Source organism: Nonomuraea sp. KM88 (assembly GCF_052245635.1).
Classification (GTDB): Bacteria; Actinomycetota; Actinomycetes; order Streptosporangiales; family Streptosporangiaceae; genus Nonomuraea.
The window spans coordinates 232,882-256,833 of record NZ_JBQQCC010000015.1; the positions used below are offsets into that span (position 1 = coordinate 232,882).

At 68.9% G+C, this 23,952-nt stretch carries 22 protein-coding genes, 1 tRNA gene and 1 pseudogene; 17 read left to right on the forward strand and 7 right to left on the reverse strand.

Annotated features, from left to right (window positions below):
* Positions 1–162 precede the first annotated feature (162 nt).
* Positions 163–1,722 (forward strand): ABC transporter substrate-binding protein, encoded by a 1,560-nt coding sequence (locus ACTWPV_RS36420; protein ID WP_443155253.1) that lies wholly within the window; start codon positions 163–165, stop codon positions 1,720–1,722.
* Here the strand turns inward: ACTWPV_RS36420 and ACTWPV_RS36425 are convergent.
* On the reverse strand, positions 1,706–1,888 hold the full coding sequence (locus ACTWPV_RS36425; protein ID WP_347647266.1) for a hypothetical protein: 183 nt from the start codon (positions 1,886–1,888) through the stop codon (positions 1,706–1,708). The two genes, ACTWPV_RS36420 and ACTWPV_RS36425, sit on opposite strands and share 17 nt — an antisense overlap.
* A 20-nt stretch (positions 1,889–1,908) precedes the next feature.
* On the opposite strand from ACTWPV_RS36425, the gene ACTWPV_RS36430 reads away from it, so the two are divergent.
* Together ACTWPV_RS36430 and ACTWPV_RS36435 are read left to right on the forward strand one after the other, a co-directional pair.
* Positions 1,909–2,529 (forward strand): hypothetical protein, encoded by a 621-nt coding sequence (locus ACTWPV_RS36430; RefSeq protein WP_443155304.1) that lies wholly within the window; start codon positions 1,909–1,911, stop codon positions 2,527–2,529.
* A gap of 137 nt (positions 2,530–2,666) precedes the next feature.
* A complete protein-coding gene (locus ACTWPV_RS36435; protein ID WP_443155254.1) occupies positions 2,667–5,669 on the forward strand; it encodes a BTAD domain-containing putative transcriptional regulator in 3,003 nt (1,000 codons plus the stop codon).
* 6 nt (positions 5,670–5,675) lie between these two features.
* Here ACTWPV_RS36435 and ACTWPV_RS36440 read toward each other — a convergent pair whose 3' ends face one another.
* On the reverse strand, positions 5,676–6,404 hold the full coding sequence (locus tag ACTWPV_RS36440) for an AfsR/SARP family transcriptional regulator (RefSeq protein ID WP_443155255.1): 729 nt from the start codon (positions 6,402–6,404) through the stop codon (positions 5,676–5,678).
* 118 nt (positions 6,405–6,522) lie between these two features.
* Here ACTWPV_RS36440 and ACTWPV_RS36445 point away from each other — a divergent pair, with 118 nt between their 5' ends.
* The 3 genes from ACTWPV_RS36445 (at position 6,523) to ACTWPV_RS36455 (ending at position 8,464) form a co-directional block, all read left to right on the forward strand.
* Entirely contained in the window at positions 6,523–7,287 is a 765-nt protein-coding gene (locus ACTWPV_RS36445) for a hypothetical protein (protein WP_443155256.1), read from the forward strand.
* A 55-nt stretch (positions 7,288–7,342) separates the two neighbouring features.
* The gene (locus ACTWPV_RS36450; protein ID WP_443155257.1) at positions 7,343–8,140 is read left to right on the forward strand and encodes an exodeoxyribonuclease III; all 798 of its coding nucleotides are present in this window, start codon (positions 7,343–7,345) and stop codon (positions 8,138–8,140) included.
* Between the two features lie 90 nt (positions 8,141–8,230).
* Positions 8,231–8,464 (forward strand): hypothetical protein, encoded by a 234-nt coding sequence (locus ACTWPV_RS36455; protein ID WP_347647246.1) that lies wholly within the window; start codon positions 8,231–8,233, stop codon positions 8,462–8,464.
* A 71-nt stretch (positions 8,465–8,535) separates the two neighbouring features.
* Here the strand turns inward: ACTWPV_RS36455 and ACTWPV_RS36460 are convergent, their stop codons facing one another.
* On the reverse strand, positions 8,536–9,468 hold the full coding sequence (locus tag ACTWPV_RS36460) for a cobalamin biosynthesis protein (RefSeq protein WP_443155258.1): 933 nt from the start codon (positions 9,466–9,468) through the stop codon (positions 8,536–8,538).
* Positions 9,452–10,189 carry a phosphotransferase gene (locus tag ACTWPV_RS36465; protein WP_443155259.1) on the reverse strand — a complete coding sequence of 246 codons (738 nt, stop codon included), beginning with the start codon at positions 10,187–10,189 and terminating at the stop codon, positions 9,452–9,454. Before ACTWPV_RS36465 ends, ACTWPV_RS36460 begins: the two co-directional genes overlap by 17 nt.
* Positions 10,190–10,522: 333 nt before the next feature.
* Between ACTWPV_RS36465 and ACTWPV_RS36470 the strand changes: the two genes are divergently transcribed.
* From ACTWPV_RS36470 to ACTWPV_RS36490, 5 genes are all read left to right on the forward strand, one after another.
* Positions 10,523–10,596: transfer RNA gene (locus ACTWPV_RS36470), tRNA-Arg, on the forward strand.
* Between the two features lie 620 nt (positions 10,597–11,216).
* Positions 11,217–11,594: an ArsR/SmtB family transcription factor gene (locus ACTWPV_RS36475; protein ID WP_347650810.1), complete on the forward strand. Its 378-nt coding sequence runs from the start codon at positions 11,217–11,219 to the stop codon at positions 11,592–11,594.
* A gap of 34 nt (positions 11,595–11,628) precedes the next feature.
* Positions 11,629–12,279 carry an SRPBCC domain-containing protein gene (locus ACTWPV_RS36480; protein ID WP_443155260.1) on the forward strand — a complete coding sequence of 217 codons (651 nt, stop codon included), beginning with the start codon at positions 11,629–11,631 and terminating at the stop codon, positions 12,277–12,279.
* Positions 12,276–12,767, forward strand: a complete 492-nt coding sequence (locus tag ACTWPV_RS36485; RefSeq protein ID WP_443155261.1) for an SRPBCC family protein — start codon at positions 12,276–12,278, stop codon at positions 12,765–12,767. The genes ACTWPV_RS36480 and ACTWPV_RS36485 overlap by 4 nt, the downstream gene beginning before the upstream one ends.
* 188 nt (positions 12,768–12,955) lie before the next feature.
* Positions 12,956–13,495 (forward strand): hypothetical protein, encoded by a 540-nt coding sequence (locus ACTWPV_RS36490; protein WP_443155262.1) that lies wholly within the window; start codon positions 12,956–12,958, stop codon positions 13,493–13,495.
* Here the strand turns inward: ACTWPV_RS36490 and ACTWPV_RS36495 are convergent.
* The gene (locus ACTWPV_RS36495; protein ID WP_443155263.1) at positions 13,463–14,467 is read right to left on the reverse strand and encodes a LacI family DNA-binding transcriptional regulator; all 1,005 of its coding nucleotides are present in this window, start codon (positions 14,465–14,467) and stop codon (positions 13,463–13,465) included. The genes ACTWPV_RS36490 and ACTWPV_RS36495 overlap by 33 nt on opposite strands.
* Before the next feature lie 79 nt (positions 14,468–14,546).
* Between ACTWPV_RS36495 and ACTWPV_RS36500 the strand changes: the two genes are divergently transcribed.
* From ACTWPV_RS36500 to ACTWPV_RS36520, 5 genes are all read left to right on the forward strand, one after another.
* Positions 14,547–15,836, forward strand: coding sequence for a polysaccharide pyruvyl transferase family protein (locus ACTWPV_RS36500; RefSeq protein WP_443155264.1), 1,290 nt, complete (start codon positions 14,547–14,549; stop codon positions 15,834–15,836).
* Positions 15,829–16,740 (forward strand): ABC transporter permease, encoded by a 912-nt coding sequence (locus tag ACTWPV_RS36505; RefSeq protein WP_347779519.1) that lies wholly within the window; start codon positions 15,829–15,831, stop codon positions 16,738–16,740. The genes ACTWPV_RS36500 and ACTWPV_RS36505 overlap by 8 nt, the downstream gene beginning before the upstream one ends.
* Positions 16,737–17,708 carry a carbohydrate ABC transporter permease gene (locus ACTWPV_RS36510; RefSeq protein ID WP_443155265.1) on the forward strand — a complete coding sequence of 324 codons (972 nt, stop codon included), beginning with the start codon at positions 16,737–16,739 and terminating at the stop codon, positions 17,706–17,708. The genes ACTWPV_RS36505 and ACTWPV_RS36510 overlap by 4 nt, the downstream gene beginning before the upstream one ends.
* A 33-nt stretch (positions 17,709–17,741) precedes the next feature.
* Entirely contained in the window at positions 17,742–19,364 is a 1,623-nt protein-coding gene (locus ACTWPV_RS36515) for an extracellular solute-binding protein (RefSeq protein ID WP_443155266.1), read from the forward strand.
* A 102-nt stretch (positions 19,365–19,466) separates the two neighbouring features.
* Entirely contained in the window at positions 19,467–22,871 is a 3,405-nt protein-coding gene (locus ACTWPV_RS36520) for an alginate lyase family protein (RefSeq protein WP_443155267.1), read from the forward strand.
* Positions 22,872–22,889: 18 nt separating this feature from the next.
* Here the strand turns inward: ACTWPV_RS36520 and ACTWPV_RS36525 are convergent, their stop codons facing one another.
* A complete protein-coding gene (locus tag ACTWPV_RS36525) occupies positions 22,890–23,231 on the reverse strand; it encodes a hypothetical protein (RefSeq protein WP_443155268.1) in 342 nt (113 codons plus the stop codon).
* A 46-nt stretch (positions 23,232–23,277) separates the two neighbouring features.
* A pseudogene (locus ACTWPV_RS36530) lies at positions 23,278–23,415 on the reverse strand (IS256 family transposase); the annotation flags it as partial.
* A 340-nt stretch (positions 23,416–23,755) separates the two neighbouring features.
* On the opposite strand from ACTWPV_RS36530, the gene ACTWPV_RS36535 reads away from it, so the two are divergent.
* Positions 23,756–23,923, forward strand: a complete 168-nt coding sequence (locus ACTWPV_RS36535) for a hypothetical protein (RefSeq protein WP_443155269.1) — start codon at positions 23,756–23,758, stop codon at positions 23,921–23,923.
* Positions 23,924–23,952: the final 29 nt, after the last annotated feature.

Consider the following 23,952-nt stretch of genomic DNA (forward strand, 5'->3'; position numbering starts at 1 on the left):
GGCACCTCACTCCGGTCGGTCCCCTGCTGGCAACCCCGGACGGGACAAGCCCCGAGGATAGCAATTCGATCACCAGATTGCCCAATTTTTCGGGAGTTTTGGACATGTTTTCATGATCATGCAGTAGGTTTCCCCGGGTAGATCGGTGGCGGAGGAGGACGCGTGCGCAGTCGTCTCGTTGCGGCCGCGGCGCTGGTGCTCCTCGCGGCGTGCGCGGCGCCCACGGAGGTGCGCCAGGCGCCGGAAGGGACGGCGCCTTTCGTGCACGTCTACAACACCGACGTGATCACCGAGTGGGATCCGAGCCGCTCCCACTCCAACGAGATCATCGCCTTCCAGAACATCTACGAGACCCTCACCCTCTGGAACCCGGTCACCAAGATCGCCACCCCTCGCCTGGCCACGTCCTGGCGCGCCTCGGCCGACGGCCGCACCTGGACGTTCACCATCCGCTCAGGCGTGACCTTCCACACGGGCAGACCGGTGGACGCGGCGGCCGTCAAGGCCTCGATCGAGCGCACCATCAAGTCCAGGACCGGAGCCTCCTACATCTGGAACGCCGTCTCCTCCATCAGGGTCGACGACCCCCAGACGGTGACCTTCACGCTGCGCTACGCCGTCCCGCTCGACCTGGTGGCCTCCGCCGGGTACGCCGCCTACATCTACGACACGAAGGCGGCCCCCGACCTGACGAAGTGGTTCGCGCAGGGGAAGGACGCGGGCTCCGGACCGTACACGGTGGCCCGGTGGCAGAAGGGCGCGGAGGAGGAGCTCACGCTCACCGCGTACGACGGCTACTGGGGTGGCTGGCGCAGGCCGCACTACAACACCATCAAGTTCCGTGCCGTGCCCGACCCCGCCAGGGCGTACAAGATGTTGACGGACGGCGAGGCGACCTTCGTCGGCCGGCTCTCGCCCCGGCTGTTCGCCAGGACCTCGGCCACGCCGGGCATCCGCACGTCGGAGGCGCGCTCGTTCACCACGGCGATGATGTTGTTCAACACCGCGCGCGGCCCGATGAAGGACATCCGGGTGCGCCGCGCCATCCAGAAGGCCGTCGACTACCAGGGCGTGGTGCGGGCGCTCCGTGGCGCCGCTGGCCCGGCGAGCGGCGTCGTGCCGGAGGGGCTGCTGGGCCACGTGCCGGGCAGGGAGCCCCGGCAGGACCTGGAGGGCGCAGCCCGGCTGCTGGAGAAGGCGGGCTACGGACCCGGCGGCGAACCGCTGCGCCTGCGCGTGACGTACGGGCGGGGTCAGTACGACCAGCAGGTGCTCGTCTCGAAGTTGCGGGCGGCGCTGCGCCCGCTCAACGTCACCCTCGACGCCCTGCCCATGCACTGGAACGCGCAGTGGGAGCTGGGCAGGAAACGCGGCCAGGACATCTTCATCATGTACTGGTGGCCCGACTACGCCGACGGCTACTCCTACTTCGGCAACGTCTTCCACAGCTCGGACAGGCCGGAGTTCAACCTGTCCTACCTCCGGGACGACGCCCTGGACACGCTGCTCTATCCGGTGCCCGAGCTGGCCATGACCGACAAGGCGGCGGCGCAGCGGGCCTACGAGCAGGCCACGGTCAGGGTGCTCGACCAGCGGGTGGCCGCGGCGGTGCCGTGGGTGGTCTACTCGCAACGCGCCTATCTGGGCGGTGTCGAGGGATATGAGGACAACCCGGCCTATCCGGACGTGGTCTTCGTGCACGGCCTCAGGCCGTCGGCGTGATCTCCTCAGAGGTGTCACCGCGGGTGGCGTCGACCCGCTCGCGCAGGCGGGCCCTGATCTCCTCGGGCGTGTAGGCGCGGCGGCGCCGCTCCGCCCGCGCGATCACCACCCCCGTGGCGGCCACTCCCATGATTCCGGCCAGACCGAGCATCTTCCACCACCGCATGTGCCTAGGCTAACGGTGTGCTGACTCTCGACGAGGCCGTCAAGGTGACGCGCACCGGTGACCTGTGGATCTTCCGCGGGCGCTCGGTGCCCGACCGCGCCATCCAGACGGTGACCAACAGCCCGGTCAACCACGTGGGCATGGCGATCGTGATCGAGGACCTGCCGCCCATGATGTGGCACGCCGAGCTGGGCCGGTCGCTGCCCGACCTGTGGGCGGGCACGCACCAGCGCGGAGTGCAGCTGCACGACCTGCGCGACGCCGTGACGGTCTGGGCCGACCGGTACGACCAGCGGCCCTGGCTGCGCCAGCTCGACCCCGAGGCGACGCGCGAGATGGAGGACGCCGCCCTGCGCACGGTCGCCCGCCTCGACGGCACCCCGTTCCCCTCCACCACCCGGCTGGCCGCCCGCTGGGCCAGGGGCCGGATCCCGCGCCGCCGCCGGGAGCAGACGCTGGAGAGCGCCTACTGCGCCGAGGTCGTGGCGGTCACCTACGAGGCGATGGGGCTGCTGCCCGCCGGTCGCCGGCCCAACTGGTACGACCCCGGCAGGTTCTGGAGCGGCGACGACCTGGGGCTGCTCATGGGATTTCGGCTCGGCAACGAGATCACCGTGGGCGTCGAGCGCGCGCGGCGCTGAATCGTAAAAAACGGGCAAAGGTCGCAGGCGTCTGCGACGGCCCTGCCCGCTGACGGCCGCCCGCGTTCCCGTCCCCGGGCGTGTTCTCGGCGCGGATGCGAAGATGACGAAGCTTTGACGCATTAGGCTCGGACACGATGGACATCCGCGTGCTCGGCCCGGTCGAAGTGCACGACAACGGTGCTGAGATCCCGATCGTGGGCGCCCAGCAGCAGTGCGTGCTCGGGCTCCTCGCGGCCTGCCACGGCGCCTACGTACCGGTCGACCGGCTGATCGAGGCGCTGTGGGAGGAAGACCCGCCCAAGACCGCCAAGACCATCGTCCAGCTCAAGGTCTCCCAGCTGCGCAAGACGCTGGGCGGGCGCATCGCCAGCACCACGGCCGGCTACTCGCTCGCCGTGCCCGACGACGAGATCGACGTGCGCCGCTTCCGCCGCCTGGCCGCCGAGGGGCGGGCGGCGACCCGGCCGGAGCAGGCCGCCGCGGCCTGGGAGCGGGCGCTCTCCCTGTGGCGCGGACAGCCCCTGCAGGGAGTCGGCACCACCTGGGTCGACCAGCGCGTACGCGGCCCGCTGACCGGCGAGCGGTGGGACCTCGTCGAGGAGTACGCCGCCGCCCTCATCGAGCTGGGCCGCCACCGCGAGGTGCCCGCGCTGCTGCAGGAGCTCAGGGACGAAGAGCCGCTCAGGGAGACGCCGCACGCGCTGGCCATGACGGCGCTGTGGCACGACGGGCGGACAGCGGAGGCCCTGGAGCTGTTCCACGGGGTGCAGCGGCTGCTCGCAGGGGAGCTGGGCGTGGATCCCGGGCCCCGGCTGCGCGACCTGCACCAGCGCATCGTCGTGGGCCACCGGCCGGTGGTGCCGCGCCAGCTCCCCCGCGACGTCGCCGGCTTCGTCGGCAGGCAGGCCGAGACCGAGCGCGTACGCGAGCTGCTGCGCGAGGGCCGCGTCGCCGTGGTCACCGGCGCGGCGGGCATCGGCAAGTCGGCGCTGGCCGCGCACGTCGGCCACCGGGTCGCCGCCGAGTTCCCCGACGGCCAGCTCCACGTCGACCTCAACGGCTACGGGCAGGGCGAGCCGCTGCCGCCCGAGCGGGTGCTGACCCGCCTGCTCGGCGCCCTCGGCGTGCCGGCGCCGAACAGCATCGCCGAGCAGCTCGACCTCTACCGCTCGACGCTGGCCACCAGACGGGTGCTGCTCCTGCTCGACAACGCCGCCGACGCCGAGCAGGTGCGCCCGCTGCTGCCCGGCGGCTCCTGCGGGGTGATCGTCACCAGCCGTGACACGCTGCGCGGCCTCATCCTGCAGGGGGCGCAGAGCGTACGCCTGGCCACGCTCACCCCCACCGAGGCCAGCGACCTGCTCGCCGACCTGGTGGGCAAGGACGTCGTCCACACCGACCCCGAGGCCGTCGCCGAGCTGGCCGAGCTCTGCGGGCACCTGCCGCTCGCCCTCGCCATCGCGGGCGCCAACCTCATCGGCCGGGCCGACCTGCGCGAATACATCAAGGAGCTGCACGCCGACCGCTGGAGCACGCTCGCCGTCGAAGGAGACGCGCAGGCCACGGTCGCCACGGCTTTCGCCAGCTCGTACGCCGGGCTCCCCGACGACGCGCGCATGTTGTTCAGGCGCTTCGGGCTGGTCCCCGGCTGCGACTTCACCGCCCACTCCGCCGCCCGCCTGGCCGGCACGGACCCGGCCACGGCCACCCGCCTGCTGACCAGGCTGGCCTCCGCCCATCTCGTGGAGGAGCACACGCCAGGCCGTTACCGGCTGCACGACCTGGTCGCCCTCTACGCCCGCGAGCACTGCACGGCGGGTGACGACGACCCCGCCAAGCTGCACGCCTACTACCTGCACACCGCTCGGGCGGCCGCGCCGCTCCTCGCGCCCTCCATCGAGCTGCTGCCACTCACGCCTGAGGACCCGCCGTACGACGCGGAGGAGTTCGCCGACGCCGGCGCGGCCACCGCCTGGCTGGACGCCGAGCAGCACAACCTGCTGGCGGTGATGGACCACGCCTCCGGACGCATGCTCTGGCGGCTGATCGAGACCCTGCGGGCCTTCATGTACGGCACGTACCAGCCCGACGTGATCGCGGCCCTGGCGCGCAAGGGCCTGGCCGCCGCCGAACGCGACGGCGACCTCGCCGGGCAGGCCAGCATGCACCACACGCAGGCCAACACCCGCTTCGTCCTGAACGAACCGCGCGCGGCCCTGCGCCACTACGAGCTGGCCGCCGAGCTCTACGAACGGATCGGCTGGGGCACGGGGACGCTCCTGGCGCTGACCAACTTCGTCGTGGCCACCTCCAGCCTCGGCGACTTCCACGAGGGCGCGGCCAGGCACGAGCGAATCGTCCGGCTGTGGGAGGCGTTGGAGCCCTCCACGAAGCTCGCCGCCACGCTGGAGAACCACGCCATCGTGCTGCTGTGGTCGGGGCGCGCCCGCGAGGCCCTGGAACAGCAGCTACGCGCCAACCGCATGCGGGAGTCGCTCGGCGAGCCGCCCGCCTGGCGGGCCAGGGCGTGCTCCATCGTCGGCGACATCCGGCTGGCGATGGGCGACCTCGACGCGGCCGCGGAGGCGTTCGAAGAGGGCCTGAAGTCCGCCCATGGGGGCCAGCTGCCGGGGACGTTGTCGAGCGCGGCCATGGCGTACCACCTGAAGGGCGAGGACGCGAGGGCGGCCGATTTGGCGCGGCGAGCCGTGCAGACGGCCAGGGCCAGCGGGCTGCGCAGCGAGTACGACGAGGCGCGCAGCACGCTCGCCCTGGTGGACGACTCCATCGAGATCGGCGTGCGCATCTCCATGCTCAAGGAGGTGATCGCCTCCTACCGCTACCGCACCTATCCCTATCTCGACGCCCGCGCGCGCGTCTGGCTGGCCGAGGTCTGCCTGCGCGGCGGCCGGCACGCCGAGGCCGCCGAAGCGGCCGAGCAGGCGCTCGACGCGGCCACCCGGCACGGCCTGCGGCGGCTCGAAGGGCTGGCGCTCACCCTGCTCGCCCGGGCCGACCTGCTCGACGGGCGGCCCGACGCGGCCCGCGAACACGCCAGGCGGGCCGCCGAGGTGCACGGGGAATGGGGACACCGGCTCGACGAGGCCGCCGCGCGGGCCGTGCTCGACGAACTCTGAGCCCGCTCAGGTCCGGGCGGACAGCAGCGACTCGAAGGTGCTGCGGAGCTCCCGGCCCGGGTCCACGCCGAGCTGATCGGCCAGCAGGCGGCGCGTGCGCTCGTACAGCTCCAGCGCCTCCGCCTGCCGGCCCACCTGGTAGAAGGCCGTCATGAGCAACGACACCAGCCGCTCCCGGTGCGGGTTGGCCGTCACGCTCGCGCGCAGCGGCGCGACCAGCCGCTCCGGTTCCCCCAGCCGGAGCCTCATGCGCGCCAGCTGCTCGATGGCGGCCAGCCGCGCCTCCTCCAGCTCGACCGCCGCCACCTCCAGCGATCTGCCGCCTCCCGGCCCGCCCAGCGCAGGACCCCGCCACAGGGCCAGCGCCTCGTCCAGCAGATCGGCGCCGGACCCGTCGTCGCGCCGCGCCGCCTCGGCGACCAGCCGGCGAAAACGCAGCGCGTCCACCGACTCGGGGTCGGCCAGCAGCACGTACCCTGACGAGTCGGTCTCCACCCGGGCGCCGACCAGCGTCCTGCGCAACCGGTACACGTGCCCCTGCACGGTCATCCGCGCACTGTCCGGGGGATCACCCTCCCACACGGCGTCGATCAGCCGCTCCACCGGCACCGGACGGTTCAGGTCCAGCACCAGCGCGGCCAGGACGTAACGACGCTTACGCGGCCCGGTGTCCAGGCGGCGCCCCCCAACACAGGCGTCAATGGACCCGAGCAGGCGAAACTCCAAGCGATCCATCCGGACAGCCTGCCGGGACGCGCTAAAAGGCGGCTAAACACAGCGGTGCCAACAGAACGCCAACTCCTTCTGTCAGGGTCTACCTCTCACGATCTCGCCCAACAGGAAGAGAAACATAGTGATCACGAAGAAGGCCGCGATCGCCGTCATGGCGGGCTCGCTCATCGCGGGGCCGATGGCCACCGTCGCCATGGCGCAGCCGAGCAACGCCGCCGTCGTCGCGAAGGACCGCCTCGGTCCCGGCGACTGGCTGCTGCCCGGACAGTCGCTGACCTCCGGCCGGTTCAAGCTCATCCAGCAGGCGCAGGGGAACCTGGTGTTCTACGACGGCACCAAGGCGCTGTGGAGCTCGCCCACCGCGGGCAAGCCGGGCGCCCGGACGACCATGCAGAAAGAGGGCAACCTCGTCATCTACGGCCTCGACAACAAGCCGCTGTGGTCCACGCAGACCGCCGGCAACCCCGGGGCCTACCTCAAGCTGCCCGAGCAGAGCGGCAACCTGGTGATCTACTCCAGGGACAACAAGCCGCTGTGGTCCTCCATGGCCTACATCAGCAAGCTGCCCTCCGGCCAGGTGCTGCGCCCCGGGCAGTTCATCCAGTCGCACAACGGCCGCTACAAGCTGATCCAGCAGAAGGAGGGCAACGCGGTCCTGTACGACGGGCGGCGCAGCCTGTTCACCACGCCGACGGCGGGGCACCCGGGCGCGCGCTCGATCATGCAGAAGGAAGGCAACTGGGTCGTCGTCGACAAGAACAACAAGGCCCTGTGGACCACCAAGACCGCCGGAAACCCGGGCGCCTGGCTGTCGGTCAGCAACGACGGCCGCGTCATCATCTACTCGGCCGCCAACAAGCCCCTCTGGACCAGCCAGATGCGCTGACCGGCCCGCGGGGGCGCTCGCTGCCTGCCGCCCCCGCCGGTGGCAGGCTGGAAGCATGCGCCTGGCTACCTGGAACGTGAACTCGGTCAAGGCACGACTGCCACGCCTGCTCGCCTGGCTGGCCGAGGTAAAACCCGACATCGTCTGCCTGCAAGAGACCAAATGCCCCGCGGACGCGTTCCCCGCGGCGGAGGTGGGCGCGCTCGGCTACGCCGCCGCGGCCCACGGCGACGGGCGGTGGAACGGCGTCGCGCTGCTGTCCGCGGCCGGGCTCGACGAGGTGACCCTGAGCTTCCCCGGCGAGCCCGGATTCGCGGAGCTCGACGGGGTCGGCGCCGCCCGCCCCGAGGCCAGGGCCATCGGGGCCACCTGCGGCGGCATGCGGGTGTGGTCCCTGTACGCGCCGAACGGGCGCACGGTCGACTCGCCGCACTACGCGTACAAGCTGGACTGGTTCTCGGCGCTGCGCGACGCGCTCGAAGCCGAACTGGCCGCCGGGCCCGTGGTGGCGTGCGGCGACTACAACGTGGCGCCGTCCGACGCCGACGTGTGGGATCCCGCGCTCTTCGTCGGATCCACCCACGTCACCCCGGCAGAACGCCAGGCGCTGGCCGGCCTGCGCGCCCTGGGACTGCACGACGTCGTGCCGACGCCCATGAAGGGGCCGCACCCCTTCACGTACTGGGACTACCGGGCCGGGATGTTCCACCAGAACAAGGGCATGCGCATCGACCTGGTCTACGCGAGCGAGGACGTCGCCGGGCGGGTGCGGTCAGCATACGTCGATCGCGAGGCCCGCAAGGGGAAGGGGCCGTCCGACCACGCGCCGATCGTGGTGGATCTGCGGCCATGAACTTATTCCTATTCACGGCCATCCGAGTATTCTGTGGTCTCGAATGTTTCGGGGGGTGTAAAGAACCATCAAGGCCACAGGGGGAGCTCCGTGGAACCTGCAGACGGCCGTGTCATTCTCTTCATCCTCGTCGCCCTCGCCGTGTTCGCCCTCGGCCGCCGCTTCCAGACCATGGTCATCATGCGCCAGGTGTGGAAGCAGAGCGCCAGGCAGGTCAGCGCCAGAAAAGCCGTCGCGAACAACGCCGCGAAGTCGTTGATCGGCATCACCCTGCTCGCGATATTCGTCGTCTGGCTGGTGCTCAACCTGAATCGCGTCATGTGAGAAAACGCTGTCGGTGATCATCGCGCAATTGCACGAAGTGGAGCAATCACCGAATTTCCTGGCCCGCCCGATCAGCGGCGGTGGCGGCGGAGGGCCCAGGCGGCCAGCACCGCGGTGCCCGCGGCGGCCAGGGTGACGGCGCGGGTCAGGCGGACGGCCCGGCGGATGTCCTTGACGTCGGGCTCGGGCCCGTCACCCATCGTCGGACGGTGTTCGACCCTGCCCTGGTAGACGTTCGTGCCGCCCAGCGTGACGCCCAGCGCGCCGGCGAACGCGGCCTCGCAGCGGCCGGCGTTCGGGCTGGGGTGCCGGTGGCCGTCCCTCATGAGCGCGGCCAGCGCGCCGCGCGGGTCCGGCCCGGTCAGGACGGCGAGCAGGCCGGTCAGCCGCGCGGGCACGTAGTTAGCCACGTCGTCGAGCCTCGCCGCGGCCCAGCCGAACCGCTCGTAACGCGGCGAGCGGTGGCCGACCATGGCGTCCAGCGTGTTGACGGCGCGGTACGCCAGCAGGCCCGGCACACCCGCCACCGCACCCCAGAACAGCGGGGCCACGACCGCGTCGGAGGTGTTCTCGGCCAGCGACTCGACGGTGGCGCGCGCCAGCTCCTCGGCCTCCAGCCGGGAAGGGTCGCGGCCGCACAGGTGGGGGAGGCGGGCCCTGGCGCGTCGGAGGTCGTCGTGTTCGAGGGCGGCGGCCATGTACGAGCCCTCGCGGGCCAGCGTGGTGCCTCCCAGCACGGCCCAGGTGGCGACGGCCGTCACGACCGTGCGCGCGGGCCGGCCGGGGACGCGCTGGGCCAGCACGCCGAGCGCGGTCGCGCCGCCGACGCACACGGCGACGTGCAGGACTCCGCGCGACCGCGCGTCCCTGTAGAGCGAACGTTCCAGCCTCGCCGCGGCGCGCCCGAAAAGGGCCACCGGATGGGCGGGAGTCCGCGGGTCGGCGACGAGCCGGTCGAGCGCCACGCCGAGAGCGAGGCCGAGAGGGTCAGACCAGGTGGGCATGGAGCTCATCTTCGTGCACGTCCAGCCATGCGGCGGCACGCCGGATGCGCTCGCCGGCGCCGTTCGCCCACATCCTCGCCCAGTTGCCGCCGGCCGAGGCACGGGTGCGCATGACGGTGTAGGAGCGGTGGAAGCGGAGCCTGGCCAGCTCGAGGAGGCGGCGCCGGTCACGGGGCAGCACGCCGTACGCGTCGCAGAACAGGCGCAGGCGCTCGCCCACGTCGAGGGCGCGGAGGAGCGGAGGGCGGTCGACGGGGTCGGCGATCGGGGCCCAGTGGCGGAGGGCGGTGACGATGTCGAAGAGCCGCGTGGTCGGCCGGGCCAGATCGAAGTCGATCAACGCGTACGGCCGCCCCGCCCGAAAAATCACGTTATCCATCGTCAAGTCACAATGGCCGATGACTTCCGGCGCTTTATCATCATTCGATCCCCCCTCCCAGCCGTCCAGCACCAGCGGAAACCCCGCCGTAGCATCGTGGAACTCCCGCACCAGCACCGCGAGTCCGGCCAGCGCCTCATCGCTCGCGCTCTCCGGCCGCAGCCCGGTCGTGCCCGGCACGTACGTGAGAACCTCGCGCCCGTACCCGTCCATCCCCACCACACGTGGCGCACCCTCGAACCCCGCCGCCTCAAGGTGCCTGAGCAGGGCGTGCACGGAGGGCGTGGACGTACTGGCCGGTCTGCGCACGGTGTCACCGACGCGCACCACCCCGTCAGTCACATCCCCGCCCTGCAAGGGAATCTCATGCAGGAGCGTCGCGACCATGCCACGGAAGCTTAGACTTTCCGCCCCGCTTCCGCCCGATCTTTTCGCCGGTTCCGGCAACAAGATCGCCCCGCTCGATGCCTGTACCCTCCCGGGGTTGGGTGCCGCCGGCTTCCTCCCGTTCCGGTATCCTCCCTGTGGCCCGCACGACCAGACAGAGCACCGGCTGGACCGTGGCGGCCATGGTCACGGAGTTCCTGGTCATGTGCGGGTGTGATCGGGTCGACAGACTGACACGGGGAAAACGTGTGCGTGACATGTCGCCGGATCATGCACAATAAGGCGGGAGCGCCCTTAGCTCAGCTGGATAGAGCACCGGACTTCTAATCCGACGGTCGCAGGTTCGAATCCTGCAGGGCGCGCTTCACTCGACCAGCACAAGAGAGCCACTGACCTGCGGTAACGCTGATCATGGGCTCTCTTCATGCGTCCGGCCGTCTACGGCTCTAACTGATCGTTTGCGGGCGTTCACGCCCAATGCTTGCCCACGACCCCATGCACGGTTTCGGCCAGGGTGGTCCTCGATGATCCCGGCGACGCGTCGCTCGGCTCGCCTCTCATGACCGACGATGTCCTCACGTCGCGTCTTGAGGTACAGCAGCGTCCTTCGGTGTGTTGTTCGGCCTTGTGCTCACTGAGAAGCCTGTGAAGGCTTGGAACTGATGGACAAGGGCTGGGTCGGCAGGCCCTGGCCCACGTCACCCCAGACCGGCCACTGCTCAATAGCAGGTGTATGCGATACCTGCTGAATCGTCGCTGCTTGATCCTCATGTGTCCTGCGTCGACGCAGCAGCACTGCGGGTGCGGATCGGAGACAGCTCTCTCGCGTGATTACGTCGGTCTCAGCTGACACCGGATGTCGGTCTCGTTCGACACCGGCATCGATGGTGCGAATCGGATGTCGATGGGCTTCGACACCAGGGGTGACGCTGAAGGTGCCAGCACTGACTTATATAAGTTATTCCTGGTATGATCCTGGGTCGTGCACGCGTTCGACATCCTCGGCGACCCGGTGCGCCGGCGCATTCTGGAACTGCTCGCCGACGGTGAGCAGACCTCTGGCGCGATCACAGACGTGATCCGGGCCGAGTTCGCACTGTCTCAGCCGGCTGTCTCGCAGCATCTGCGCGTTCTGCGTGAGAACGGGTTCGCGTCGGTCCGGGCTGAGGGGGCTCGCCGGTTCTACGCCGTCGAGGCCGGGCCGCTGAGCGAGGTTGACGCGTGGTTGGACCGGTTTCGCAGGTTCTGGGACCAGCGACTCGACGCACTGGAGACTGAGCTCGCCCGGGGCAGGCGTGCTACCCGGAAGCCCGCCGACGACGAGCCCGGCCAGCCGCCCAGGCCCGGCGAAGAAGCGTAGGCACGAAAAATTCCCTAACGGACGGAGCATGACGATGAAGGATGTACTCGACGAACTGGCCGCCGCCCGCCGGAAGATGGGCACGGCGAGCCTGCCCGCCGGTGAGGCCTACACCATGGAGCTGAGGCGTCGCTACGACGCGCACCTCGACGACGTGTGGGACGCCATCACCAGCCCTGAGCGACTGAGCCGCTGGATGAAGCCGGTCACCGGCGACCTGCGCCTCGGCGGGGCATTCGAGCTGGACGGCGGCGAACACGGTGAGATCCTCCGTTGCGAGCCGCCGCGCCTGCTGCGGGTGTCCTGGATGTTCGGGCCCGGGGCCGACGAGTGGCCAGGCACGAGCGAGGTCGAGGTGCGCCTGTCTCCTGGCTCGACCGGGGACACCGAGTTCGAGCTGGTCCACGCCGCGGCCGTCGGAGAGCCCATGTTTCCCACCTACGGCCCCGGTGCCGGCGGCGTCGGCTGGGACCTGCACCTCCTCACCCTCGCCAGGTTCCTGGGCGACGGCGAGGTTCTTGACCACGAGGAGTTCCGGGCATCGCCCGCCGGACACGAGTTCAGCCGGCGCAGCGCCGCCGCCTGGGGCGAGGCCCACCTGGCCGGCGGCGGCGAACCGGACCACGTCGCGGCCGCGGTCGAGGCCACTACCGCGTTCTACCTGCCCACCGGGGACGCGCGATGAAGTACACCACCTCGATCGAGATCGCGCTGCCTCGCGACGAGGTGCTCCAGCTGATCGCCGACCCCGCGCAGACGCCGAAGTGGCTGCGGGGCCTGGTGCTGCACGAGCCGGTGAACGGGGCACACGGCCAGGTCGGCACCACCTCGCGCGTTGTGTTCCAGATGGGCAAGCAGCGGATGGAGGCCACCGAGACCATCACGCGCCTGGAGCCCGCGGACCTGCATGCAGTGCCCGGCTCGGTCGTCGTGCACTACGAACGCGAGATTGCCGCCGAGGGCATGTGGCAGGCCCAGCGCGACCGGCTGTTCGAAGCCGGTCCGGACACGACGCTATGGGAGAGCGAGAGCGAGTTTCGGTTCGACGGGTTGCTGATGCGGCTGGTGGGGCTTCTGATGCCTGGCTCCTTCCGCAAGCAGTCGCGACAGCACATGCAGGACTTCAAGGCATTCGCCGAACACGGGACGGATGTCCGCCAAGGGACGAACTGATCTGTCGCAGTCAGCGACGAGAATCCCCAACGCGATGGCCCGATGCTTGGAGCGCCCCGTCACGGAATCTTGGGGTCTGGCCATCATCGAGCACTTGCGTTCTCACGTCCGGGTTCCTAGTGAGCCCTCTCATCCGGGCGGGACGCGCCCGGAATGACCGCTCAGCCACCGAGTCGGTTCTGAGCATCGTGGCTCGCGATGCACGCACGTCACGCGTCGACCTGTACGCCGAGATCCGACGCGACGCGAAGGCGGGTTTGTCGAAGCGCGCTCTTCAACGCGGGCCGCACGGCGTCGGCTACCGCACCGTCGCCGCGGCCTTAGAGTCTGCGTGGCCCAAGAAACCCAAGTCACCACCGAAGCGTGGATCCCGGCTCGACGCCTACCGAGACGTGATCGACGGCTGGCTACGCGATGACCTGGATGCCCCGAGGAAGCAGCGGCACACGGCGAAGAGGATCTTCGACCGGCTCCTGGAAGAGCACGACGCTGCCCGGATCGTGTCCTACGGGTTGGTGCGCGACTACGTCGCCACCCGCCGGCGCGAGATCCGCATCAAGGCCGGCCGTGAGCCCGCGAACACGTTCATCCCGCAGACTCACTGCAGGTGTGGCCCATTCCAGACTTCCGTCAGCTTATGTAGCCGACTGTCCGGAATCTGCTGGGCACCCCAGCCGCGGGCGATCATGCGAACGCTAATCGCGGATCCGGGTCAGAGCAGTCGCTGAGTCACGGATCACCAGTTCGGGTTCGGGGTCGGTGATGACACCGCCTGCGCTTGGCCGCCCCGCGATCAGGTCGTAAAGCGCCTCGACGCCGGCCCGGCCGAGTTGGTACATGGGCATCCGGACTGCGGTGACGGCCGGGCGCAGGTGCTGCATCAGGTCGACGTCGTGGATGCCGACCACCGACAGCTGGTCGGGGATGGTGATGCCGAGGTCGCGTGCGGCGGCCAGGACCCCGACCGCGCTCATGATGTTGTTGACGACGATGGCGGTCGGCGCGGTCGGCGCCTGCATGGCCTGCCGGAGCCCGTCGGCGCCGGCCTGCTCACCAAACCCGGTGGCCAGGTGTGGGGCCGGTGTCAGCCCGGCTGCGTCCATCGCCTGCTGGTAGCCCAGGTAGCGCTGCTGGGAGATGTATCCGGAGCCCCCGACGAAGACGATGTGGCGGTGGTGGAGGTTGACCAGGAATCGGGTAGCGATCTCGCCTGCGCGGCGATCGTCTATGTCGATCCAGGGATGGTCCAGTGCATGTTCCAGGATGAGGATCGGCTTGGGGTGGGAGCTGAGCTCGGCCATCACGTCGTCGTCCAGCAGCCCTTCGCCGCGGATCAGGATGCCATCGACCGTGCCCTGGCTGAGCAGCCGGGTCAGGAACTGGCTGCCGGAGCGCATCGTCTCGGCATCGCCCAGCAGGACCGTCGCGCCGTGCTCCGCCGCCGCCTCGTAGACCCCGTACCGCAGCGGTCCGTAGACCGGATTGTCGAGCTTGTTGAGGATCATCGCGATCATGTCGGTCTGGTTGAGCCGCAGCGAGCGCGCCGTTTGGTTCGGCTGGTAGCCCAATTGCTGCATCGCCTGGAGCACCCGGGTGCGGGTGGATTCCTTCATCCGGGTGTGGCTCGTGCCGTTGACCACTGCCGACACCACGGCGAGTGACACCCCAGCCGCCCGTGCGACGTCACGTTGCGTTGCCATGGCAAAAGCCTCCTCAGTTCTTGACGTAACGTCTCACCATCCCTATTTTGAATTCACGTTACGTCAACAAGGAGTATATATGACATCGACACGTCGAACCGTCCTCCTGCGGTCCTCTTGGGCGACGGTGAACATCGGCGACGTGGCTCACTCTCCTGGCGTGGTACGGGCGTTTCAGCGGTTCGCCCCCGAGGTCGAGGTCATCCTCTGGCCGGTGCGGCTGGAGGAGCGCGAACGATCCATGCTGCGGCACGCGTTTCCCGACCTGCGCGTCGTCGACGGCACTCTCGGCGGGGACGGGCCGAGCACCCCGGAGTTGGCCGCCGCCATCGACGGCGCGGACGTCCTGGTGCACGGATCGGGCGCCGACGCCTTCCAGAGCACCGAGATCGATTGGTGGCGCGAGCACGTGGGCCGCCCGTACGGGTACTTCGGGGTCACCGTGGATCCGCTGTGCCCACCGACCATGGCGACGCTGCCGGAGCTGGCACAGATGGTCGATCTGCTCCCACCGTCCTATCTCGAAGACGACGTCAAGGACCGTTTCGACGGCGCCGACTTCGTGTACTGCCGCGAAACGCTGACCCTGGCCACCCTGCGCGGCCAGAAGATAACCGGGCCCGACCTCGCCTTCGGGCCGGATGGCACGTTCACGTTCGACCACACTGACGCCGTCGCTGCCGCTCGACTGCTGGAGGGTTTCGGCCTGCAGCCCGGTCGGTTCGCCTGCTTCGTTCCGCGGCTGCGCTACGCCCCCTATGCGAAGATCTACGGCACGGAACCGACCCGCGAGCAGATGCGGCGCGACGCGGTCAACCGAGCCACCGTGACGCACGACCTGGCGGTGCTGGCGGCGGCGATCGAGACCTGGGTACGCGTCAGCGGCCTGCCGGCCGTCGTGGTGCCCGAGATGAGCTATGCCGTCGAGCTCGCTCACGAGCAGCTTCCCGGCCTGCTCAGTCCACAGACGCTCGGTCAGGTCCGGCTCCTGGACCGGTACTGGCCGCTGGAGGAGGCGACCGGGGTCTACGCCGTCTCGTCGCTGGTGGTCAGCATGGAGTGTCATTCGCCGATCCTGGCCGCACGACATGCGATCCCGACCGTCTACCTTCGGCAGCCGACCGAGACCACGAAATCTCAGATGTTCGCCGACCTCGGCGCCCCAGACCTGGTGATCGAGCTCGACCATCGTGCCGCGGCGACGGTCGTCGCGGCGGTCACCGACATCGCCACCGACCCGGCGCCCGCGGTCGCTCGGAGCAGGAGGGTCGCGGCCAATGCCGACGACCGGCTGCGGGCGGCGGTGCGGGCCTGCGTCGCGGGCCGGCCCATCGGCGTGCCCGCACCGGTGGAGACCGGCGATGCGTAGCCTGCGCGACCGCTGGCGGCGCGACCGGGTCCTGCTGCTGCTGGCGCTTCCCGGGGTCACGGCGCTGCTGCTGTTCCACTATCTGCCGCTCGGCGGGAACATCATCGCCTTCCAGGACTTCCAGCCGTTCCTCGGAATCTGGCACAGCCCGTACGTCGGGCTGGACAACTTCGAGCCGGTGCTCACCGGCGACCCGGTGTTCCTCAACGCGCTCGTCAACACACTGATCATCACGCTGATCCAGGTGGTCTTCGTGTTCCCGCTGCCGATCTGCCTCGCGTTGATCCTGAACGCGACCATCAGCGAACGGCTCAAACGCCTCACCCAGTCGATCCTCTACATGCCGCACTTCCTGTCCTGGGTCATCGTGGTTGCCCTGTTCCAGCAGATGTTCGGCAACGGCGGGATGCTCAACGCCTGGCTGCGCTCGGCCGACCTGTCCACGTTTCACATCGTCGGCGTGCCCGAGTTGTTCAAACTCATGATCACATCACAGGTGATCTGGAAGGACACCGGCTGGTCGACAATCATCTTCCTCGCCGCGCTGTCCAGAGTGGATCCGGCGCAGATGGAGGCCGCGGTGGTGGACGGCGCCTCGGCAGCTCGCCGCCTGTGGCACGTGACCCTGCCCTACATCCGCCCGGTGATCGTCCTGCTGCTGATTCTGCGGCTCGGTGACTCGCTGTCCGTCGGGTTCGAGCAGATCATCCTGCAGCAGGCACAGGTCGGCGCCGGTGCCAGCGAAGTACTCGACACCTACGTCTACAACCACGGGATCGTCGGCGGCGACTGGGGCACCGCGGCCGCGGTGGGGCTGATCAAAGGCATTGTCGGCGTCGCGCTCGTGCTCGGCGCCAACCGGTTGGCCCACGCCCTGGGCGAGCAGGGGGTGTACGCCAAGTGACGAGCCGACCTGTGCCGACCGCGGTGTCCGTGGCGCGCCCCGCCGCGGGCGCAGGGCTGCGGCGGCCACGCTCGGGCCGCAGCCAGCGTCCGGTCTGGATGGGCGAGCCCAGCAAGCTGGGGTTCGGTGCGCGGGGACTCGTGCTCGGCCTGGGCTGCCTGGCGGTTTTGGTGCCGTTCTGGGCGGTGCTCATCACCAGCATCGCCTCCCCGGAGGAGATCAACAGGGCGGGCGGCTTCGTGCTGTGGACGAACGAACCGACGCTGGACTCCTACCGGGCCGTCCTGTCCGGAGGAATCGTCACCCGCGCGCTGCTGGTGAGCGCCGGCATCACCGCGGTCGGCACGGCACTCAGCCTCGTCTCCACGATCGCACTGGCGTACGCGCTGTCGCGGCCAGGTTCGTTGCTGCACAAGCCGATCCTGCTGATGACGGTGTTCACCCTGCTGTTCAACCCGGGCATCATCCCGATGTACCTGACGGTCAAACAGCTTGGCCTGCTGGACAACTACCTGGCACTGATCCTGCCGGTGCTGGTGAACGCGTTCAACGTCATCGTCATGCGCGCGTTCTTCCAGGGAATCCCAGGCGAGCTGCGGGAAAGCGCCTATATAGACGGTGCCGGGGAGATGCGCATCCTGCTGCGGATCGTCCTGCCACTGTCGAAGGCGGTCGTCGCCGTGATCGGGCTGTTCTACGCAGTGGCGTACTGGAACGCCTTCTTCTCCGCGATGTTGTACCTCCAGTCGTCGGAAAAGTGGCCGCTGCAACTGGTGCTGCGCACCTACGTCGTCAACAACACCCCGATCGGGTCCGACCAGCTCAGCTCGAACCTGGAGAACCTGCCACCACAAATCTCCATCCAGATGGCGATTCTTGTCATCTCCGTCCTGCCCATCCTGTTCATCTACCCCTTCATCCAAAAGCACTTCGCCAAGGGACTCATGGTCGGCGCCGTCAAGGGCTGACCGGTCGTCCACACGATGTGGAAAGGAGACGTCGTGGCACCCACCTTCAGCCGCCGCCACGTCCTGGCACTCGGCGCGGCAACAGGGCTGGCCCCGCTGCTCGGGGCCTGCGGCGACGGCGGCCCGAGTTCGCCGAACATCTCGACCGGGTCGCTCAAGCTGCCCACCTACAAGCCCGTCACCGCGGTCGCGCCCGACCTGGCCGCCGAGCCGGCCGGGGTGTCGCCGGGATACTTCACCTACCCGGCCACCTCCAGCGCCGCATCACAACCGGTGCGGGGCGAAGCCGTCACGGCACTGACGTACACCTACGACCCGATCGCCCCCGCGCTCGGCTCGAACCCCTACTGGCAGAACCTCAACGACAAACTCGGCACCGAACTGAAGATCACGTACGTCGCCTCGGCGGACTACAAGAGCAAGGTCGCCACGACCATCGCCGGTGGCGATCTGCCCGACATAGTGGCTATCCAGGGCGTTGTCCAGCAGATGCCGGCCATGCTGAAGGCGACATTCACCGACCTCACCGAGTACCTGTCCGGGGACGCGGTCCTCGCCTATCCGAACCTCGCCGCCCTGCCTACCGATGCCTGGCGCGGCACCGTCTACGACGGGCGGATCTGGGGCATCCCCGTGCCGCGGGCGCGGATCGGCACTGTGCTGTACACCCGGGCCGACCTGCTAACCAAGGCAGGACTTGGCCTCCAGCCCAAGTCGTGGGACGAGTTCAAGCAGATGGCGGGCGCGCTGACCGACGAGCGGGCCGGTCGGTGGGCGTTCGGGCAGATCCCGTTCACCACGATCCTTGAGATGAACGGGATCACCGGCAACTGGCCCGGCGGCGCCGGCGCCTGGCAGGCCGAAGGTGGCGTCTTCACCCACTCCGGGACGACACCGCAGTTCACGCAGGCCCTCGAGGACACCGTCGAGCTGGTGAAGTCGGGGGTGATGCATCCCGACCACGCGGGCGCGCCCAACACCAAGCGCAACGGGTGGATGCTGGCCGGCACGACCTCGTTCACCATCGGCGGGTACGCCGGGTGGGGCAAGTTTTACGGCCAGGCGAAAGACGTCCCCGACTTCCGCCTGACCGGCATGCTCTCGCCCACCCGCGACGGCGCAGGGACGCAGGTACGCACGCCCGGTCCGACCCTGTCCAGCTTCACCGCCATCGCCAAGACCGACAACGCCGACCGGATCAAGCAGATCCTCAAGGTCCTCGACTGGTTGTGCGCACCCTTCGGCAGCAGCGAGTACCTGGCCCTCCGGTACGGCGTCGAGGGCCAGACGTTCAACCGCAACGGCTCCGACCCGACCCTCACCGAGGGCGGGCGCAGCCAGATATTCCTGCCGGTGCGGTACCTCGCCGAGGCAGCGCCCGTCATCTACGAGCCGGGCAACCGCCAGGCCGTGCAGGACCAGCACGACCACCAGGTCGCCGGCGTCCCGCTTGCCGTCGCGGACCCGACCCTCGGGCTGTACTCGGAGACCGCCGCCAGCAAGGCTGCCAGCGAGCAGCAGGAACTCGACTCGGTGCTGCTGGAGATCCAGCTGGGGAACAAGCCCGTCTCGGCGTGGCAGCCGGCCATCACGAAGTTCATGGACCGGGTGGGCAACAAGATCAAGGCCGAGTACGAGGAGCAGGCGGGTGGTTGACGCGCTGGACTCGGCTGACACTCTCACGGCAATAGGGAGAGGACAGTGGTGAGACGGAGCAAGTTACGTTGGTACACGCGTGGTCGGGTCCGTGCGGCGGTCGTGCTGGCTCTGGTGGCGGCTTTTCTGTCGCCGGGCAGTGCCGCCGTCGCCGACATGTCGGATCTCGGCGGGCTGCTCGACCTGACGCGCCCGGGGCTCGGCGCGGTGGCGGCCAAGCTGGCCGCCGGTGATGAACAGGGCGCCGCGAGCGAGCTCAAGGTGTATTACGCGGGCCGCGCCGACGTCCACTACCCGGCTCCGGCCGAGGGCCTGGGCGGTGGCGACTCGGGCCCCGACGAGCTCGCGGCGGGGATCTTCCGGTTCGGCGCCGAGACCCGCGACTTCTACAACAGCGCCGAGCAGCGGATCGACGTCGACTGGCAGGACCTTTGGGGTGGGACGCAGACCACCCCGGGCAGCGCGCAGACTTTGATGAGCGACTTCACGTTCATGCCCAAACTGACATACGCCTACGTGTCCGAGAGCGACCCGGCAAAGCGTGCGGCGTACGCGGCGGCGTGGATGGACATCTCGCTGGACTTCTTCGCCGACAATCAGAGCTGGCCGCAGGGCCGCAACCTGTCGGCAGCCAAGCGGCTCGCCCAGCTGGTCGGCGCGTTTTCCGTGTTCCGGACCGATCCTGGCATCGACGCGAGCGATCTCGTGGCGTACATGTCCGGCGTGCACGCCACGACGGACTACCTCGTCGGCGTGATGCAGATACATGTCGGAAACAACTGGTACATGTCGATGGCCCGCTCCGTCCACGCGGCAGCCGTGTTTCTGCCCGAGTTCTCGTCATCGTCTGGCTGGGAGTGGTTCGCGGTGCGCTCGGCCGAGCGGTTCCTGCGCGCGCACGTGAAGGGCGACGGTGTGTACCGCGAGCCGGCGTTCAACTATCAGGCATACGTGGCGGATATGCTCAACTCCGTCATAGCAGTCGCGGATGCCAACGGGCGAACCGTTCCTGATTCGCTCGTCCAGGGGGCCGACTGGATCGCGGATTCGCTGTTCGCGACCCGTCAGCCGAATCTCGAACCCGCGGCGATCGGCGACACGCCGAACAACTACGCGGGTACGTCGGCCATTCGCAGGAGCGGTGTACGCAACTCCTGGCCCGATTTCACCTGGGTCGCCTCCGGCCGAACGGAGGGGACCGCCCCGACGCTGTCGTCCACGGTGTTTCCGATCAGCTTCGCGGTTCAGCGTTCCGGGTGGGACGCCGATGCCCGGTACATGCTGATCAACAACCAGAATTCCAGTTACACCGCCTCGCATCGGCATCCGGACGACCTCAGCCTGGTGATGGCGGCGTACGGGCGTCCGCTGATCGTCGACTCGGGGGTGGGGGACTACAGCGCGACTCCGACGAACGACTGGATGCGCCGTACCACCGAAGCGCACAACACCATCGAGGTCGACGGACGCTCGCAGACCGCCGGCGTCCCCCGCACAACGTCGCTGTGGCGCTCGAACGCGGGCCTCGACATCTACCGCGGTGCGGCGATGGGCTACCGGCCGGTCGCGCACGATCGCGCGGTCTACTTCGTCAAGCCCGGCTTCTGGGTGGTCTCCGACGACCTCACCGGTGACACCGCCGCGCACAAATACCGGCAGCTCTGGCACTTCCCCGGTGATCCGGTGACCGTCAATCCGACGACGAAGGTCGCCACGGTCGGGTTCGACACCGTGCCCGGAGCCGCACCCGTCGCCGGCGTGCAGCTCATCCCGGTGGCAACGGCCGGCGCCGCGGTAACCCCCAGGGTCCACAAGAAGGGCGCCGTACGCGTCGGCGAGCAGGTACTCACCAACGTCGACTACCTGTCGTACGACTGGTCCTCCACCGGGCCGACGGGACTGGACACGGTCGTGGTTCCCGGCAGGGCCGGCGCGGCGCCCTCGGTGACGGCGAAGCGCATCGCCATGCCCGGGGTGAGTCACTCCGTGGCGACGGCGATGGAGATCGCCCTGCCGGACGCGACCGGACGCTTCTACCTTTCGCGCGAGGCGACTCCCTCGTCGAGGGCGTTCGGGACCGCCACGACCAACGCCGAGACCGCCTACCTCGAGCGTGCTTCGGGTGGCGGGCTCACCAGGTACGCGCTGACCAGAGGGTCATCGCTGATCGACCAAGGCAACACCGTCATCAGCGCATCCGCGCCGGTGTCCGATGCCAGTGTGGAACTGCGCGGCACGACCGCCCGGATCTCGCTTGGGGACCCGTTCACCGGCACGCTCTCCATCAACGCGCCGAACGCGAACGCGGTGACGGTCAACGGCACCCCGGTCACCTTCACCCGCGCGGGCGACCTCATCACCGTGTCACTCGAGGAACACTTTGCCCCGGCACCCGTGCTCAACGACGAGTTCGACGATGCCGGCCTGGACCGCACCGTCCATGACTTCAACGGATCCTTCGGCGGCTGGACGCCGGTCCAGGGGACCTGGGCGCTCACCGGCGCACAGCTGGCACAGACCTCGACTGCGGACATGGTGTCGTTCGCGGCGCTGCAGGACGTACCCGATGACGTGGTCATGGCCGCGGACATCGTTCCCGGGGCACGCGGCCAGACGACGGCCCGTACCGGTCTCGCGTTCCGCTACCACGATTCCCGCAACTACTACCGGGCCGAAGTGCTCAACTCCACGTCGGGAGCGACGCTGAAGCTCGTGAAGATATACAACTCGACGACCACGGTTCTCGCGGAGACCGCACTGCCGACCGGCGCCAACGTCCCGCACAAGCTGGTCGTATCCGCGATCGGGAGGCATCTGAGCGCCAAAGTCGGCGATACGTCGATCTCCGCGGACGACGGACAGCTGCCGACGGGTGGTGCCGCCGCCTTCACGCATCGGCGGGCCGCGACCTTCGACAACATCGTGATCAGGGAAGGGCTCGATCAGGCCGGTTGGCGAGGAATAACAGGGTCCGTGTCCGTCGCCTCGGGCAAGTTGCGCCTCACGCCTGCCGGTGGCCGGGCGCACGTACTGGCCGACTCGACACTGCCGGCGCGCTTCTCCGAGGCGTGCGACTATGTCGTGGAGACCACGGTCACGATCGACGGATCCGTCGGTAACGCAGGAATCTCGCTGCGAGACACCACGGACGCGTACGGATATCGGATCCACGTCGGCAAGACGAGCAACGGAACCCAGTACGCGAGCATCATCCGCGAGGCTCACGCGTCGGGTCCCGTCACAGTGGCCACGGCATCCATCAGCAACCCGTTGACAGGTCCCGTGCGACTGGGTGCGGCGATTCACGGCGACCGCATCACCGTGACGTTGAACGGCGTTCAGGTCCTGAAGGGCCGCGACACCGTTGTCCGCAGCGGCGGCGTCGGGCTCTACGCATCCACGGAGAGCTCGTTCGAGAACGTCACTGTCGCTGGGTTCTGCGGAGGGCGGGAGCACCTGCGGCCAAGTGTCCCCGGCGCCGGCAACCGCTGGGACCACCACGACTGAGAGCCTGCTGACTAAGGCTTAAGTCGTGGCGGGCATGGGCCCGTAGATCTTGTTGACGTAGCCCTGGTGGGACCATTGGGATAGTTGGCCGCGGAAGCCGTTGACGTTCTCGATGCCGAGGATGGCGGCCAGTTCGCTTCCTCTCCAGGCCCGCCAGGGCTGGGCGGTCAGGAGCTGCAGGACCTTGCCGCGCCGGTCGGGGCTGGACAACAGCGGCAGCGGCGGCGGGCCGTTCCAACGACTTGCGGGTGGCCGTCCAGCGAGTTCGCGTGTCAGGCGGCGGGTCATCTGGTGCACGGTGGCCCGCCAGATCAGAGCTTCGTGATGTTCGGGCTTGCGTTCATAGACGCTTACGTCCACGGACGTGGTGTATGAATCGATCTTCGCGTGATCCTGTTTTTGCAGGTTAAGCGATAAGTGTCTGTAGGAGTGGCTTCTGGGCTGGTGTGTCGCTGGCGATTAGTCGGACGCGGGCTTTGGCCAGGATGTCCAGGCCCATGTAGCGGCGTGCTTCGGTCCATTCGTCGGTCTGCTCGGCCAGCACCGGACGAGTCCTTTTGATGCGAAGCAGGGCGAGACGGGACGATCGAGACAGTGACGATCACCCTCGCTGACCAGGCTGTCCGACCGGGGCAGGGTGGTCAGGTGACCGACAAGCGGGTGAGCAGGCCAGCGCGCCGGACGTTCACCGCGGCCTACAAGGCGCGGATCTTGGCGACCTATGACGCCCTGCCCGAAGGCAGCCCCGAGCGTGGCGCCCTGATGCGCCGGGAAAGGCTGTATCACTCGCACATCGAGCACTGGAGAACACAGCAGGAGAACGGAACGTTGGCCTCACCGACGGGTAAGCCGAAAAGGACGCGGAGTCGGAGGAGCTGGCCCGGTTGCGAGCCGAGAACAAGGAATTCAAGGCCGGTGCGGCCAGGCTCGAGGCCAGGAACGAAAAACTCGCCGGCAAGCTTGGGAAGAGGAAGACCGCGCTGGATATCGCGGGAAAAGCATTCGCGCTGCTGGAAGACATCTCAAGCAGCGCGGACTCCGGCGAGAGCTGAACCGGGTCCTCGACGAGGATTTCCCGGCG